This is a genomic window from Archangium violaceum Cb vi76, assembly GCF_000733295.1.
Lineage (GTDB): Bacteria > Myxococcota > Myxococcia > Myxococcales > Myxococcaceae > Archangium > Archangium violaceum.
In genome coordinates, this window is sequence record NZ_JPMI01000390.1 from 16,675 (window position 1) to 32,140 (window position 15,466).

At 68.6% G+C, this 15,466-nt stretch carries 14 protein-coding genes; 6 read left to right on the forward strand and 8 right to left on the reverse strand.

All coding sequences use genetic code 11. The features are described from left to right. The first annotated feature begins 12 nt into the window (after positions 1-12). From Q664_RS55855 to Q664_RS47735, 3 genes are all read left to right on the forward strand, one after another. On the forward strand, positions 13-1,890 hold the full coding sequence (locus Q664_RS55855) for a PQQ-binding-like beta-propeller repeat protein (RefSeq protein ID WP_075207713.1): 1,878 nt from the start codon (positions 13-15) through the stop codon (positions 1,888-1,890). Positions 1,891-2,014: 124 nt separating this feature from the next. Next, positions 2,015-2,767 carry a hypothetical protein gene (locus tag Q664_RS47730; protein ID WP_043412994.1) on the forward strand — a complete coding sequence of 251 codons (753 nt, stop codon included), beginning with the start codon at positions 2,015-2,017 and terminating at the stop codon, positions 2,765-2,767. A 112-nt stretch (positions 2,768-2,879) separates the two neighbouring features. Further along, complete coding sequence (locus Q664_RS47735) at positions 2,880-3,647, forward strand: methyltransferase domain-containing protein (RefSeq protein ID WP_043412997.1); 768 nt, start codon at positions 2,880-2,882, stop codon at positions 3,645-3,647. A gap of 10 nt (positions 3,648-3,657) precedes the next feature. Here the strand turns inward: Q664_RS47735 and Q664_RS47740 are convergent, their stop codons facing one another. The 4 genes from Q664_RS47740 to Q664_RS47755 all read right to left on the reverse strand — a co-directional run bounded on the left by Q664_RS47740 (position 3,658) and on the right by Q664_RS47755 (position 7,791). After that, positions 3,658-5,973, reverse strand: a complete 2,316-nt coding sequence (locus tag Q664_RS47740; RefSeq protein ID WP_052519608.1) for a MopE-related protein — start codon at positions 5,971-5,973, stop codon at positions 3,658-3,660. Positions 5,974-6,002: 29 nt separating this feature from the next. Further along, a complete protein-coding gene (locus tag Q664_RS47745; protein ID WP_043412999.1) occupies positions 6,003-6,623 on the reverse strand; it encodes a YiiX/YebB-like N1pC/P60 family cysteine hydrolase in 621 nt (206 codons plus the stop codon). Between the two features lie 78 nt (positions 6,624-6,701). Beyond that, positions 6,702-7,253, reverse strand: coding sequence for an RNA 2',3'-cyclic phosphodiesterase (gene thpR, locus Q664_RS47750; protein WP_043413002.1), 552 nt, complete (start codon positions 7,251-7,253; stop codon positions 6,702-6,704). A 4-nt stretch (positions 7,254-7,257) separates the two neighbouring features. Continuing rightward, positions 7,258-7,791, reverse strand: coding sequence for a metal-dependent hydrolase (locus Q664_RS47755; protein WP_043413004.1), 534 nt, complete (start codon positions 7,789-7,791; stop codon positions 7,258-7,260). A 73-nt stretch (positions 7,792-7,864) separates the two neighbouring features. On the opposite strand from Q664_RS47755, the gene Q664_RS47760 reads away from it, so the two are divergent. Further along, on the forward strand, positions 7,865-9,127 hold the full coding sequence (locus Q664_RS47760; protein WP_043413007.1) for an adenylate/guanylate cyclase domain-containing protein: 1,263 nt from the start codon (positions 7,865-7,867) through the stop codon (positions 9,125-9,127). Between the two features lie 4 nt (positions 9,128-9,131). Further along, on the forward strand, positions 9,132-10,361 hold the full coding sequence (locus Q664_RS47765) for an adenylate/guanylate cyclase domain-containing protein (protein ID WP_052519618.1): 1,230 nt from the start codon (positions 9,132-9,134) through the stop codon (positions 10,359-10,361). 15 nt (positions 10,362-10,376) lie between these two features. Here Q664_RS47765 and Q664_RS47770 read toward each other — a convergent pair whose 3' ends face one another. Further along, on the reverse strand, positions 10,377-10,832 hold the full coding sequence (locus Q664_RS47770; RefSeq protein ID WP_052519609.1) for a GFA family protein: 456 nt from the start codon (positions 10,830-10,832) through the stop codon (positions 10,377-10,379). Positions 10,833-10,941: 109 nt separating this feature from the next. Here Q664_RS47770 and Q664_RS47775 point away from each other — a divergent pair, with 109 nt between their 5' ends. Further along, the gene (locus Q664_RS47775; RefSeq protein ID WP_043413012.1) at positions 10,942-11,898 is read left to right on the forward strand and encodes a helix-turn-helix transcriptional regulator; all 957 of its coding nucleotides are present in this window, start codon (positions 10,942-10,944) and stop codon (positions 11,896-11,898) included. 12 nt (positions 11,899-11,910) lie between these two features. On the opposite strand, the gene Q664_RS47780 is transcribed toward Q664_RS47775, so the two are convergent. The 3 genes from Q664_RS47780 to proS all read right to left on the reverse strand — a co-directional run bounded on the left by Q664_RS47780 (position 11,911) and on the right by proS (position 15,430). Beyond that, entirely contained in the window at positions 11,911-12,447 is a 537-nt protein-coding gene (locus Q664_RS47780; protein ID WP_043413015.1) for an imm11 family protein, read from the reverse strand. A gap of 48 nt (positions 12,448-12,495) precedes the next feature. Further along, complete coding sequence (locus Q664_RS53770) at positions 12,496-13,881, reverse strand: AHH domain-containing protein (RefSeq protein ID WP_052519610.1); 1,386 nt, start codon at positions 13,879-13,881, stop codon at positions 12,496-12,498. Positions 13,882-13,996: 115 nt separating this feature from the next. After that, positions 13,997-15,430: a proline--tRNA ligase gene (gene proS, locus Q664_RS47790; protein ID WP_043413017.1), complete on the reverse strand. Its 1,434-nt coding sequence runs from the start codon at positions 15,428-15,430 to the stop codon at positions 13,997-13,999. Positions 15,431-15,466 lie beyond the last annotated feature (36 nt).

Consider the following 15,466-nt stretch of genomic DNA (forward strand, 5'->3'; position numbering starts at 1 on the left):
GACGGAGGGGTGGTGGGGGCGGGCGCGGTGCCGGTGACGGCGGAGTTGGTGGTGGGCTCGGGGTTCGTAGGCAACTTCCCCGAGACGCTGAACTTCCGTGTGGTGGCGAGCGATGGTGGGGCGGGCGGCATGTTGACCACGGTGACGCGGAGTGAGGGCGTCTACAGCACGCAGTGGACACCGGCGGGGGAGGGGGAGTTCCGGTTGACGGCGGCGCACCCGCAGGATGGAGGCCCGAGTGCCACGGTGAGTTTGACGGCGGACATGACGCCGCCGACCTTCGTGGTGTTCGTGCCCCCGGCGGACGCGGGCGTGGCTGCTGGAGGGACGACCTACGGGGATCCGTCTCTGGCGGACGCGTGGCGCCGCGATCAGGTCGTGCCGGTGGAGATTCGGACGAACGAGCCGCACCTGGATCCTGGCTCCGTGATGGTCGCATTGACGGGCACTGATGGTGGAACTACGCCCGCAGTTGCGGTTGCCGCCTTGAGCGGAGCCTGTGACGCGGGCTTCTGCGGCGTGACTCAGTTGAATCTGCGGGAACCTCCCTTCGATGCCTTCCGCGGCACGATGACTGTCTCTGCGCAGGGCAGGGATACGGTCGGCAATTCGGGCAGCGGTTCGGCAACCTTCAATGTGACGCGCTGGAAGTGGACGTTTGATGCTAGCGCTGGCGGAACGTTTGCCATCAAAGCTCCTCCGGCTATCGGCGCTCGGGGAATGGTCTACTTCGGTACGAATGCAAACACGAACGGAAAGGTGTTCGCCTTATCTCCAGAAGGAACTCAGATCTGGGAGTCACAGGTTGGTGCGGTTGTTGGCGGTCCCGTGGTGGGGGCTTCCGATGGGGGCACTGAGTTGGTGTACGTGGGGGCTAACAGTACCAACAATGGAACGCTGTATGCCCTTCAAAGCGAGGACGGCGGAACGCGGCAGACATGCACTCCATCAAATGGTGCCTTTGAAGGTGCATTGGCACTGGGGACGACCGGCACGGCCCAGGCGGAGACTGCGGTCAGTGTCTATAACTCTAATAGCAGCGCCATCATCGTTGGCATCAGGCCTGGAACTTCTGTGCCTTGCCCGTTGATTGAGAGTCCTGGCAGTGGGGAGCCGATTCCTGTGCTTACCGCAGGAACTCCAGTTGTAATGCGGAACGACAATATTTTCTTCGCTGGTGCCGCATCGGGTGTCCCCAAGATTACGAGTTATGTTTTCGGTGTTAGCGTCCCTCGCAGTAACTGGCCGGTCAGTCCGCCTGTCGTGACTCGCAGCTTGGCGCTTGTCGGCTCCGACGTCATCGGGGCAGCGGCTGCCACTGACTTTGTTAACGGTGGGCTGTTCAAGATTCCGCAGGACGGAGCCGCGGATGTCTCGCGCTTGTATCCCGCAGGCGCATCGTGGTCTTCACGGGTGTACAGCCTTGCGGTGGGGAGTGCGATGGAAACTCCGGACAACGTCTTCTTTGGCTCGGAGCCGACCGGAAGCATCAACTTCAATCGGTTCAATCTGAGCAGTACTGCGTTGCAGCCCGCTTCAAGCAACGCGGCCATCCGAGCTACTCCAGTCGTCGGGGCGAATGGCAACGTCTACACCGCTACAACCAACGGCACCGTCAGGGCCTGGAGCGCCGATACCCTGACTCCGCGTTGGACACTCACTCCGGGTCTGGGCACGGTAGAGGCGTCGCCCACGCTCGATTGCCCGCGTGATGCCTCGGGTTCATTGGTAGCGGGCAGCCATGGCGTCCTCTACGTCCCCGCCGGGGGCAAGCTGTACGCCTTCGTCGTCGACAGCCGGGGCCTGGACACCTCGGCCCCGTGGCCCAAGTACCAGCACGACTCGCGCAACACTGGCAACCCGGCCACTCCCATCACGTCGTGCCCTTGAGCGGTGACGGATTACTCCTCGTGAAAGCCGTCACTCCCAATACTCCCCCGTAGCACCGGCGATGGACTCGTCGTAGGGTCCGCCGCCATTCGTCTTCCACCCCCAACCTTCAGGACTCGCTCATATGTCATCGCTGTCCCGACTGTTCGCCGCCCTCGCCACCATCTCCCTGATCGGCGCCGCTTGCGCCACCCAGGGCTCCTCCACCACTGGCGCCTCCTCCACCGTCGAAGAGGTCCCCAACGAGGGGAGCACCACCCCTCCCGCCGAGGAGGCCCGGCCCGCCACGCAGCTCCAGAAGCTCTCCGCTCCCGAGGGCTTCAACGTCATGTTCCCCGGTGACCCCCAGCCCCAGCGCGGCGAGGTCGCCATCCCCGGTGGCAAGGTGAACACGGCCGCCTGGACCATCTCCGACCCCAGCGGCGTCCTCTACTCCATCAGCACCGCCGACTATCCCGAGAAGATCGTCGCCGCCAACCCCTCCTCCGCCTTCCTCAACGAGGGCAAGACCGGCCTCGTCAACCAGCTCAAGGGCACCATCAAGGCCGAGGAGGACATCACCCTCCAGGGCTACCCCGGCAAGTCCTTCACCGTCTCCTCCGACAACGGTGAGGTGCGCGCCCGCAACTTCCTCGTCGGGCCCCGCCTCTACACCCTGCTCGTCCTCTTCAACCCCAGCATCGGCGCTCCCCAGGCCGATGCCTTCCTCACCTCGCTCGAGCTGGTGAACCCGCCGCCCGCCATCACCCCGGCCACCTCCGCCACCGCCACCGACGGCGGCACCCCCGCCACCGACGCGGGCACGGGCACCCCCGCCACCGACGCGGGCACCACCACGCCTCCCACCGACGCCGGCACCGCCATGCCGCGCAAGTAGTCCCTCCCGTCCGGGACACGCGACGCTCCGGTGCTCGCGTGTCCTGGCCGCCCGGCGTGAGGCCCTCCTCTCCCGGGCCATCCGCTCCCGCCGGACCCGCGGAGGCAACGCCATGTGGGATCCCCAGCAGTACGAGCACTTCCGTGACGCGCGCAAGCGTCCCTTCTTCGAGCTGCTCGCCCGGGTGCCCGCCTCCGCTCCCCGGCTCGTCGCCGACCTCGGTTGTGGCACGGGGGACCTCACCCTCACCCTCGCCGGGCGCTGGCCCGCTGCCCACGTCTCTGGCGTCGACTCGTCCGAGTCGATGATCTCCGAGGCCCTCCGCCGCCCCGCTCCCGCGCACGTCCGCTTCGAGCTCGCCGACCTCGCGCACTGGCGGACGGACTCGCCGCTCGACGTGCTCGTCTCCAATGCCGCCCTGCACTGGCTGCCCGACCATGGCGCCCTGCTCTCGCGGCTGGTGGGGCTGCTCGCTCCAGGCGGCGTGCTCGCCTTCCAGGTGCCCGCCAACTTCGAGGAGCCCTCGCATCGGCGCATCGACGAGGTGCGCGCGCTCCCCCGCTTCGCCCCCGCGCTCGCCTCCGTGCGCCGCGGGCACGCGGAGTCACTCGCCTTCTACGAGGCCCACCTCTCCGGGCTCGGCCTGGCCGTGGATGCCTGGGAGACGGCGTACCTCCACGTGCTCCCCGGCGAGGACGCCGTGCTTCAGTGGCTGCTCGGCACGACGCTGCGGCCGGTGCTCGCGGCGCTCGGCCCTGGCGAGGAGCAGGCCTTCCTCGACGCCCTCCGGCCCCTGCTGCGCCAGGACTACCCGGCGGCCGCGCACGGCACGCCCTTCCTGTTCCGCCGGCGCTTCGTCGTGGCCGTACGCCCCTCCTGAGGCGCCGCGCTCACTGCGGCCAGTGCAGGATGCGCCCCCCGCTGCCCACCACCCAGATGTCGTCCGGGCGCGAGGCGGCGATGTCATTGAGGGCGCCTCCACCCCCCGTCGCCGGCATCGCGCTCCACGTGCTCCCGTTGTACCGGAAGACCTTGCCGTTATCCGTGGTGACGTAGATGGAGCTCTTCCCGAAGGCGACCACGGACAGCAGGTCATCCCCCGAAGGCGACGAGTGTTTGCTCCAGGTGCCGCCGTTCCACATGAGCACGGAGCCTTTGTTTCCCACGGCGTAGGCGAGCTTGGAGTTCACCACCCAGACGCCCCGGAGCTGCTCGCCCACCACGCCGGGGATGTCCTGGACGTTCTCGGTCTTCCAGTCGTTGTCCGCCTGGTGGAAGCGATAGACGCGAGGGGTGGAGCCCTTGCCGGGCACATACCCTCCCACGGCGAACAGCGCGTCGCGGGAGAGGCCATGGACGTCCATGAGCGGACCGACGTCGTTGGGGTTGGCCCTATCTCCGCCGAGGGTTCTCGAGACCACGCGCCCGCGATCACTGTTGCTCATGGAGATGCCGGCGATATGTGCCTCGGTGCCTCCTCCAGCCAGGGAGAAGATGGTGACTCCCCGGGCGTGGTTGTCCGCGGCGGGGGGCGCGGAGGGGGTGACGCAAGCCGCGTCGGTGGGGCCATGGTAGGCGACGGCGGTGCCCTGTCCCACGAGCACGGCGTACTTGTAGACGGGGTCCACCGAGATGCCGTACCAGTCACCCGCGCAGTGTCCGTCGAAGTTGCGGAACGCCGTCTCGCCGGGCGGCCGGGAGCGCAGGGCGTTGCCGCCTCCCGTCACCCACACGCCCCCAGCGCCCCACAGCGTCACCGAGCGCCAGTTCTCCGAGGTCGTCGTCGACTGGCTCACCCAGCCGCCACCGCCCGCGGGGCACACGCCGCCCTCGTCCGCCGTGCCCTCGCAGTTGTTGTCCACCTGGTCGCACAGCTCGGGGGCATTGGCGTAGGTGAAGGGGTTGCCATCGTCGCAGTCGTCACCCAGGGGGACGTACCCCGCGTCGGGCGTGCACGTCAGCACCCCCGCGTCGGGCTTGCCGTGACTGTCGAGGTCCTCGTCCAGGTAGTAGTTGGAAGGATCGGTGGTGAAGGCGCACCGGGTGCCGCCATCCGCGGCGCACGCCGTCGTGCCCGGGCAGTTGTTGCCCGGACTGCACGAGGTGCCCACGGAGTAGCCCTCGTCCTGCGTGCCGTCGCAGTTGTTGTCCAGCGAGTCGCAGAGCTCCCGCGCGGCGGGGTTCACCTGGGCCCGGGTGTCGTCGCAGTCCGTGGAGTTGGCGACGTAGCCGGCGCGGGTGGGCCCGCAGTTCATCACGCCCGCGTCCGCCGTGCCGTAGGTGTCCGAGTCGCTGTCGGCATACAGCATGGTGGGCTTGGGGTTGTTGCAGATGACGCCGCCATCCGTGCCGCAGACGCGCTTGCCCATGCAGCCGGCCTCGCCCGTGCAGTCGGCGTTGAGCTGCAGCCCGTCATCCTGCACGCCGTCGCAGTTGTCGTCCACCGCGTTGCACAGCTCGGGCGCGCCCGAGAAGCGCTGGGGGTTGGTGTCGTCGCAGTCGAGGTCGTTGGCCACGTAGCCGAGCGGCTGGGTGCAGCTGGTGAGGCCCGTGCCATTCTTTTCCCCCTGGCCGTCGTTGTCCGCGTCCTTGCGCCACTGGCCCGGCTGCTCCACGCAGGCGCGGGCGCCCTGGGGGTTGCACATCCAGGCGCCCTTGCAGCCGTTGGGCGCGTCGCACAGCTGGCCCACCTCGAAGCTCTCGTCCCTGCTGCCGTCGCAGTTGTCGTCCCGGTTGTTGCAGAGTTCCTGCGCGCCCGGGTACCGCTCCCGGCTGGTGTCATCGCAGTCGGTGCCGCCGGTGGCCATGGACACGTACCCGTCCTCGTCCGCGTCGGTGGCCTCCAGCCTCAGCTCCTTCGAGGCCACCTCGCCCGGGTTGACGGTCACTTCCTCGGCCTTGATGGTCACCGGGGTGCCCGAGCACTCCTTCTCCTCGAAGGCCTCGGCCGTCACGATCAGGGTGGTGCCCCAGCCGGACTCGCGGAAGGCGGCCACCGTCACCGAGCCGCTCCGCGGTTCGCCCTTGCCCGGCAGCTCCGTGGTGCGTGGCTCGCCCGCGCCCTGGGCGTCCTTCACCCCCACCCGGATGCACCCGGGTTTGAAGCCCGAGTACGAGACGGTGAGTTTCACCGCCCCCTCATTGTTGCGGCAGCCGGTGCCAAGAAGGGCCAGGAGGCCAACGAGGAGCACGAAGCGGGGAGACATGGCCCCCCATTATGCCTCCTTTTGGGCACTCAGCGGACTTCGTGGAAGTCGTTATGCACCACCGTGAGGCGCTCGTCCGCGGCGAGGCTCGCGGGAGTGATGAGCTCCAGCTCCAGGGGCACCTTCCCGCCGTAGCGTTGCTGGAGCGCCGGCCCCAGCCGCTTCACATCGAGTGTGCCCAGGCGCTCCATCTTCCCGAAGTCCACGCCCGCGGCGGCCGAGTACGCCTTGCGCGCCAGCTCCGAGCAGTACATGGCGCGATCATCCCACTCGAAGCGCCAGTCATAGGGTTTGCCCAGGTGCCGCCTGGCCTCCTTCACGGCCGCCTGGCGCTGGGACTCGGGGAGCTGCTCGGGCCGCAGCACCAGGAGACGGCCGCCCACCCCACGTGCCTTCCACTTCGCGAAGGGCACCCGCTTCACCGGCTGCACCGCCTCCACCACGTACACGCCCCCGGGGGTCACCTCCACCAGTCCCACGTGGGACAGGGGGCTGTCCGTCGCCGCCTGGATGGCCGCGGATTGCCGCGAGCGCGAGGTGTGGAAGACGAGGTCCCCCGTCCGCAACTCGCCCTCCAGGGGGCGTGGCGCGCCAGCCGCGGTGTGGGCCAGGAGTGACAGCGACAGCAGCGAGAGCTTCAGCCAACGCATGGAAACCCGGTCCTTTCGGGCGCGTCCACCGCGCCTCGCCGGGTTTCACTGCACGGTGGATGCCAGGGGGAGAGGGGGTCAGCCGCCGCTCAGGGGGACTTCGGCGCGGGGGTGGTATCCGCCACCCAGGCTCTCGAAGAGGAGGAGCCGGTCCACCCGCGCCTCGCCCCATGTCTCGCCCTGGAGCACGCGCACGCACTCGGCCAGCTGCCGGTCTCCCCGGGGCACCTTCGCCCGCGCCAGCGTGAGGTGCGCGGCGTACTCGCGGTGCTCGGGCTCGAAGCCCAGCGGCTTCAACCCCTCCGCCACGTCCGCCTGCAGTGCCCCCAGGGCCTGGGTGTCCCCGCTCACGCCGGCCCAGAGGACGCGCGGGTGGGCCGGCGAGCCGAAGCCGCCTCCGCCCTGGATGTGCAACACCAGCGGGGCGTGGGCCGGGCCCACCCGGGTGAGGACGTCCTTCACGGCGGACACCCGCTCGGCCTCCACCTCTCCGAGGAAACTCAGCGTGAGGTGCAGGTTGGCCGCGGGCACCCAGCGCGCGTGGGGCGCCAGGGCCTCGAGGCGCGGGAGGGCGGCCGAGACCTGGGACTCGATGCCGGGTCCCAGGGTGACGGCGACGAAGAGGCGCATGGCGTCATCCCTCCACTGGCCGGACGGCGCGGCGGCGAGGCCAGAGGGCATAGGCCCAGAAGGGCAGGAAGAGGAGCAGCTCCACGAGGACGACGTACAGGCCGCGCCGGGAGAGCATGCCCGCGCCGATGGGGGCCACGGGAATGGGACGCAGCGGGAGGAAGTAGCGGGTGTCGTCCAGTGGCCAGAGGAGCGCCGCGCCGAGGCCCCCCGTGGTCATCGCGTCCAGCAGGCCGTGGCTGCCCAGGGCGGCGAGGGTGAGCAGCCCCGCCTTCACGGCCGGCCCCCGCGCCAGCCGCGTCCCGGCCGCCACCACCGCCGCCACCGCCGCCGCGAGCAGGAGCGAGTGCGAGGCCCCCCGGTGCCCCCAGGTCGCCGCGTAGGGAATCCTCAGCACGAAGGCGATGACGTCCGCGTCCGGCAGCATGGCCAGCGCGGACATCCCCAGCATGGCCAGGCCCATGCGCCTCGGGGTCGCCTGCCCTACGCCCAGGCGTCCGAGCGCCATTCCCACCGCGACGTGACCGAAGCTCGCCATTGGAGCTCCGAGGATAGCCCAACACCGCCGCTCTCTGGAGAACGCGCGGGGGCTGGACTAGCCTCCCCGGCTCGTGTCCACCGAGTCCGTCACCGAGTCCGTCACCGAGTCCGCCCTCGACGACATCCTTCGCCAGCGGCTCGACGCACAGCGTGTGCGGATGGGCCACTGGGTGTACCGCTTCCGCGCCCTGGGGGCCCTGGGCTGGCTCGCCTGTGCCTTCGTCTTCGACTGGAGCATGCACCTCTCGAGCGTGGGCGCCTACCTGCTCCTCTCCGTGGCGTTGTGGGCGGGCCTCCGCTTCGTCCCGCTGCTCCGCCACAGGCCGGAGCTCGCCGTGCTGGTGTTGGACATGCCCGCCGTCTTCGTCATCCAGGCCCCGGCGGCGGCCCTCTCCATCAACGGCCAGGTGCTCTCCGGCGTCACGGTGGGCGTCTACATCATCCTGGTGACGTTGATGGCCCTGCTGGGCGGCTCGCGCGTGGCCCTGGCCCTGGCCACCCTGCTCGGCATCGCCCTGGAGACGGCGCTCGTCCAGCGCACGGGCCGGAGCGTGGCGGACAACCTCCCGGGCGTGGCCCTGGTGCTCGTCCTGGCGGCCGTGGCGGCGCAGTACACGCGCCGGCAGATGTACAAGCTGGTGCTCGAGGTCTCCCAGGAGCAGACGCACCGCACGCGCCTGGGCCGTTACTTCTCGCCCGAGGTGGCCCGCCGCATCCTCCAGGCCGGCGCCACCTCCGACGGCGCCCAGGGCGAGCACCGCGAGGTGACGCTGCTCTTCGCGGACATCCGCGGCTTCACCTCCATGTCCGAGCGCATGGAGAGCCCCCAGGTGGTGCGGCTGCTCAACGAGTACCTGGCGCGCATGGTGGAGGTGGTGTTCCGCCACGGAGGCACGCTCGACAAGTTCATCGGCGATGGGATTCTCGCCTACTTCGGCGCGCCGTTGGAGCTGACGGGGCACCCGCAGGCGGCGGTGGCGTGCGGCCTGGCCATGCTGGACGCGCTGGAGACGCTCAACGCCGAGCGCCGCTCCCGGGGCGAGGAGCCGTTGAGCATCGGCATCGGGCTGCACACGGGCAGCGTCGTCGTGGGAGACGTGGGCCCGGAGCAGCGGCGTGAGTACACGGTGATTGGAGACGCGGTGAACCTGGCCAGCCGCATCGAGGGGTTGACGAAGAAGGTGGGGGTGTCCCTGCTCGTCTCCGAGGCCACGCGCGAGCGCTGCGGCGACGAGTTCCACTTCGAGGCCGCGGCGCCGCTCCCGGTATCCGGCAAGAGCGAGCCGGTGGCCACCTTCCTCCCGTCCCGCAAGGGGTTCCGTGCCGCGGGGTGACGCCATGGAGTCCTCCCATTTCGAAGAGCTCCTCCAGCAGCGGTTCGAGGCGCAGCGTGCCCGGGTCGGCCGCTGGACGTACCGCCTCCGCGTCCAGGTGGTGGCGGCCTGGTGGCTGGTGGCCTTCACGTTCGACTGGAGCGTCCCCCTGAAGGCGGTGGCCTTCCACCTGCTGCTCGCGGTGGTGTTGTGGCTCGGGAGCGGGTTCCTCCCGGTGCTGCTCCGGCGGCCCGAGTCCGGCCTGCTGCTGGTGGACATGCCCCTCTTCTTCTTCATCCAGTTCATGGGGCTGGCCGTCTCCCCGGACAATGCCTTCACGGCCGGACTGACGGTCTGCGCCGCCGGCTGCCTGGTGATGGGCGTGGCGACCCTGAGTGACTCGTACGTGAGCGTGGGCGCCGCCACCGTGCTCGCGTGCTTCCTTCAACTGGTGTTGATGTCCCGCCTGGAGATCTTCACGGTGGGCCGGGCCTCGGGCGTGGTGCTGGTGCTGCTCATCGTCGCGGCCATCTCCTCGCTGGCCAGCCGCCAGGTGCGCGGGCTCGTGCGCGAGGTGAGCCGGGAGGAGATCCGCCGCAACCGCCTGGGCCGCTACTTCTCGCCCGAGGTGGCCCGCCGCATCGCCGAGCGCGGTACCAACGAGTCCGTGGGCGAGCACCGCGAGGTGACGCTGCTCTTCGCGGACATCCGCGGCTTCACCGCCATGTCCGAGCAGCTGGAGAGCCCCCAGGTGGTGCGGTTGCTCAACGAGTACCTGGCGCACATGGTGGAGGTGGTGTTCCGCCACGGGGGGACGCTCGACAAGTTCATCGGCGATGGGATTCTCGCGTACTTCGGCGCGCCGCTGGAGATGACCGGACATCCGCAGGCGGCGGTGGCGTGCGGCCTGTCCATGCTGGACGCGCTGGAGACGCTCAACGCCGAGCGCCGCTCCCGGGGCGAGGCGCCCCTGAGCATCGGCATCGGCATCCACACGGGCCGGGTGGTGGTGGGGGACGTGGGCCCGGAGCAGCGGCGCGAGTACACGGTGATTGGGGACGCGGTGAACCTCGCCAGCCGCATCGAGGGGCTGACGAAGAAGGTGGGCGTGCCCATGCTCGTGTCCGAGGCGACCCTGTCGCGCTGCGGCGACGAGTTCCACTTCGAGGCCGCGGCGCCGCTCCCGGTGGCCGGCAAGAAGGAGCCCGTGGCCACCTTCGTCCCGGCCAGCAAGGCGCCCCGCGCCACGGCGTGAGGGCGGCTTCCTCGCTCAGGCGCGCGCTCCGGCGGAGAACGGACTCACGTACGGCGCCACGGCGAGCTGCTCCCAGGTGTCGTGGAGCCCGTCGAGGTACGTGACCTTGATGTCCGTCATGTCCGCCCCATCGAGGCAGTTCACGTTCACGGAGGAGTAGTCCCCGCCCATCTCGGGGATGTGCCCGTGCCCGAAAGGGCGGATCGCGCACACCTTGCAGAACCGGGCATGCGAGGCCTCGGACCTCGAGTAGTCGCCCAGGAGCTCCTTCCCGGAGAGCAGCCGGAAGGCCCCCGGCTTCACGTTGATGCCCCACCACGCCGTCTTGGTGCAGATGGTGCAGTTGCACCGGGTCGTCCCCTGGCTCGGGTCGAAGTCCACTTCGAAGCGCACGGCGCCGCACTGGCAGCTGCCCTTGTACGTCCGGAGGCCAGGGGTGATGGGGCTCTGCGCGGAGGGGGTGTGGCTCATGGCGGGATGCTCCTCGGTTCGGGGCGGGCTTGCTGGGCTCGCCCGTGTGATGAAGAAAAGGTAGGAAGGGTCGCGGACAGATTCGGTCCGCGATGAGAGGAGGCGTACCGTGGTCCAGACGTCCGCCCGGCTGCTCAAGGTCCTGTCCCTGTTGCAGTCCCGGCGCTTCTGGGCCGGCGGGGACCTGGCGCGTGAGCTCGGCGTCACCGAGCGCAGCGTCCGGAGGGACGTGGACCGGTTGAGGAGCCTCGGGTACCCGGTGCATGCGGCCGGGGGGGTCGGCGGTGGGTACCAGCTGGGCGCCGGGAAGGAATTGCCCCCGCTTCCGTTGGAGGACGAGGAGGCGGTCGCCGTCGCGGTGGGGCTGCGTGTGGCCGCGAGCGGGCCCGTGAAGGGGTTGGAAGAGGCCGCGGTGCGGGCGCTCGGAAAGCTGGAGCAGGTGCTGCCGAAGCGGCTCCGGCGACGGGTGAATGCCCTCCAGGCGGTGAGCGTGCGGATCGGCGACACGGCGCCCAGGGTCGATGCCGAGGCGCTGGCGGTGATCGCCAATGCGTGCCGCGACGAGGAGGTACTGCGTTTCGACTACAGCAGCCGTGAGGGCACGGCGAGCGCACGGTCCGTCGAGCCCTACCGCCTCGTGCACACCAGCTACCGGTGGTACCTGCTCGCCTATGACCTCGACCGGGAGGCGTGGCGGACGTTCCGGGTGGACCGCATCGGGCCGGGGCCGAGGTCCGGGCGCTCCTTCAAGCCCCGCCCGCTGCCGTCCGAGGATGTGGCCGCCTATGTCTCGCAGGCCGTCTCGACGGAGGCGTACCGGTTCCGCGCGCGGGTGACGGTGCAGGCTCCCGCGAGTGTGGTGTCCGAGCGGCTGTCTGGAGTGGCGGGACGCATCGAGGAGTTGGATGCGGAGCGCTGTCTGGTGCACGCCGGTGGCGATAGCCTCGAGGCGCTCGCGTTCTATTTCGCGTGGCTCGGGTTCGAGTTCGAGGTGCACGAACCGAGGGAGCTCATCGAGCACCTGCTCCGCCTGTCCGAGCGGCTCGCCCGGGCCGCACAGCGGTAGTGGTGTTCTGGCTCAGACCTCCGTGAAGCGTGCGCCGGTCACACCGGATTCTTCCATGGCCTGTTTGACGCGCTCGGAGACGATGATGATCGTCTGCCAGCCCCAGGGACGGAAGATCTCGGCGTCCCCCACCTTGCTGGGGTCGATGCGCATGCCGACCACCTTCCGGTATTCGCCGATCCTGTCCTCGTAACCGTCCTCGATGGTTCGATACGCGACCTCCTCACAGCGCGCATCGTCGATGCAGCGAATCACCCGGAGCAGGTTCATCACGTAGTAGGGCTCGGTCTGTCCTTCGACGGTGATGGGGAACAGTTGAATCTGGTTGTTCAGTCCGAGCTGCTCGAAGAGCGCTTTGACCTTGCCGTGGATGATGGGGATTCCGAGTGCAGTTGTCGAGAAGTGCAGGGCGCGCCCGGGGACATACAGAGCGATGTGGGCCGGCTGCTGCACCGAGATGGGCAGCCCGTCGGTCAGCAGTCCATGCCAGAGTTCCTGGCCGTTCCCCTCCATCGGATTGTCCAGCGTCCATTGATCCAGGATGCGCATGTCCTCTGACAGTTTGAAATACCTCAAGCCGCTCTCCTCGAATGGAGTTCATGGCGTGGTCGCCAATTGGTGGAGCTTGGTGCCCGGAGTGCAGACTTCGTCCGCGATCATGTTGAGCTCTTTGGTCAGCTCGATCCTGCAGGCGTTCTTGTTCGGGCATTTTCGCACGGCGTCCCTGAGACGCGCGAAGACTTCCGTGTGGTACGCCTCGGAATGCGGCCCCGCGTGCTTCAGCAGATAGACCTTGTTCGCGGCATCCTCCAGGCTCATTCCCGCCTTGGCGAAGATGCGCTCGAAGCGCGGCGTCCAGGGTCCTCCTCGCGAATTTGAAATCCTGTTCTTGTTCGTCGCGAGATGGTGCCAGGTGTAACCGAGCAGCTCGAGGAGGCCATCGCCGCAGGCGGAACGGAGCGAGGCTCCGGTCGCGCCCGTGGCCACGCCCGCCATGAGGAGCACTCCCTGCTTCATGCCCACTCGCACCGTGCTCGATGCCGTGGCTTCGAGCAGCCCCGCCCCCTGTGGCAGGGCGAACCGTTGGGGCAACCGGAGCACATCCTTGAGGCCGGCCCATGTCCTCCCCAGACCCCCTGACACGGGCCCTGGCGCCACCTTGGCGACTCCCCAACTCGCCACGGTAACCAGCACCCGCAGCGTTGCTCCACCCGCGTATCGGCCGAAGTGTTTCGCTGCTTCCTCCACCTCCGCCAGGGTGTGGATGTTGCGTGTGGCCTGGTACAGCTTCAGCGCGGCTCCTCCCGCATGCGCCAGTTCCGCGAGGGAGAAGGCGGACACGAGCACCACTGTCACCCCAACCGCGAAGGTCTTCGTGAACAGTGGCTCCGGTGCCGCCCAGGACGTGACGTAGACCACCAGTGAGACAGCGACTCCCGCGAGGAAGGCGGGGTCGCGGAAGAGTTCCTCGGCGCCCTCCCGCATGCCCTCCGGCATGTACTGGGGGGAGAGCCTCAGTGCCATGAGCAAAGGGCTGTCGCGCAGGGATTCCGGCAGCGGGAGGCGGGGTTCTCCGTAACGCTCCGTGTACTCCTTCAGGAGAACCTTCTCCGAGTCGGATTGCCGCACCGAGGCGAACACAGGTGCCGCCGAAGCCACCCACCGCTCGCGCTGCTTCAACTCGGCCAGGTCTTCATGGAACCGCTGGAGGATGCGCCGGGCGTCTTCCCGGGTGAATCGCTGGAACGAGGGTTCTGTCTTCGTCTGTGGGAGGTACAGCCGGACACCGCCCTCGGGTAATACCTCCACACGCGCGAATGGCAGCGCGGACTCTGGAGAGGAGCCCTCTGGGCGCACGTCGCACGAGAACTCCTCCACGGAGGGGTCGGCGTCGTCCCTCATCGCCTCGGTAGGGGAGGCGCAGGCAGCCGTCACCGCGAGGTACAGCACCAGAATCAGCTTGATGGGGCGAGGAGGCTTCACGGGAAGAAGAAGAGGGCTCGGGCGGGGCGTAGACCCTCACCCCAGCCCTCTCCCAGGGGGAGAGGGGGCTTCACACGGGTCCAACCTGGGACCCGTGGCCCCCTCACCTCGTTCCTCAGTACGCCTTCGAGAAGACGATGCGGCCCGGCGACGGCTCTCCCGTCACCACGCACTTGCCCGCCTCCTGCTTCTGCGCGAACGGCCGGTTGCGCGTCGTCAGGCCCGTCTCCTCCTTGATCCGCGCCTCCACCTTCGCGTCCCCGTTCCAGTGCGCCAGCAGGAACCCCGCGTCCGCCTTCTCCTTCATCTCCTCGTAGCTGTTCACCTCGAAGGTGTTCGCCTCCCGGAAGCTCTTCGCCTTCTCGAACAGCGACGTCTGCATCTGCTCGAGCATCTCCTGGGCCTTGCCCACCGCCTGGTCCAGCTGCACGAACTCCTTCTGCTTCACGTCCCGCCGCACCATCACGCACGAGCCCTTCGCCAGATCCTTCGGACCCAGCTCCACCCGCAGGCACGTGCCAATCAGCTCGTGCTCGCTGTACTTCCAGCCCGGGCTCTTCGTGTCGTCGTCGTCCACCACCACGCTCAGGCCCGCCTTCTTCAGGTCCGCCGCCAGCGCGTGCGACTTCTCCATCACCTGCGTCTTCTCCGCGTCCGTCGCCTTGCCGGCAATCGGGATGATCACCACGTGCGTCGGCGCCAGCCTCGGCGGAACGATCAGCCCCGAGTCATCCGAGTGCGTCATGATGAGCCCGCCGATGAGGCGCGTGGACACGCCCCACGACGTCTGCCACACGTGGTGCTGCTTGCCGTCCCGGCCCTGGAACGTCGTGTCGAACGCCTTGGCGAAGTTCTGCCCCAGGTTGTGGCTCGTGCCCGCCTGCAGCGCCTTCTTGTCCTGCATCATCGCCTCGATGCTGTACGTGCGCAGCGCGCCGGCGAACTTCTCCGACTCCGTCTTGCGCCCCGTCATCACCGGCATCGCCATGTAGTCCTCGGCGAACTTCCGGTACACCTCCAGCATCTGCAGCGTCTCCTTCTCCGCGTCCTCCTCCGTCTCGTGGCAGGTGTGGCCCTCCTGCCAGAGGAACTCCGTCGTCCGCAGGAACAGGCGCGTGCGCATCTCCCAGCGCATCACGTTCGCCCACTGGTTGATGAGCAGCGGCAAGTCCCGGTAGCTCTGGATCCACTTGGCGAAGCTGCGGTTGATGATGGTTTCCGACGTGGGCCGGATGACGTAGGGCTCCTCCAGCTTCGACCCACCGGCGTGCGTCACCACCGCCAGCTGCGGGTTGAAGCCCTCGACGTGCTCGGCCTCCTTCTTCAGGTAGCTCTCGGGGATGAGCAGCGGGAAGTAGGCGTTCTTGTGCCCCAGGTCCTTGAACATCTTGTCCAGGACCCGCTGCATGTTCTCCCAGATGGCATAGCCATTGGGCCGGATGACCATGCAGCCCTTCACGTCCGAGTAGTCGGCGAGCTTCGCCTTCTGGACCAGGTCCACATACCACTCGGAAAAGCCCTTCTCGCGCGGTGCCAGCTTCTCGGCCATCTGCTTGAAATCCTTCGAAAATGAGTGAGGGCCGTT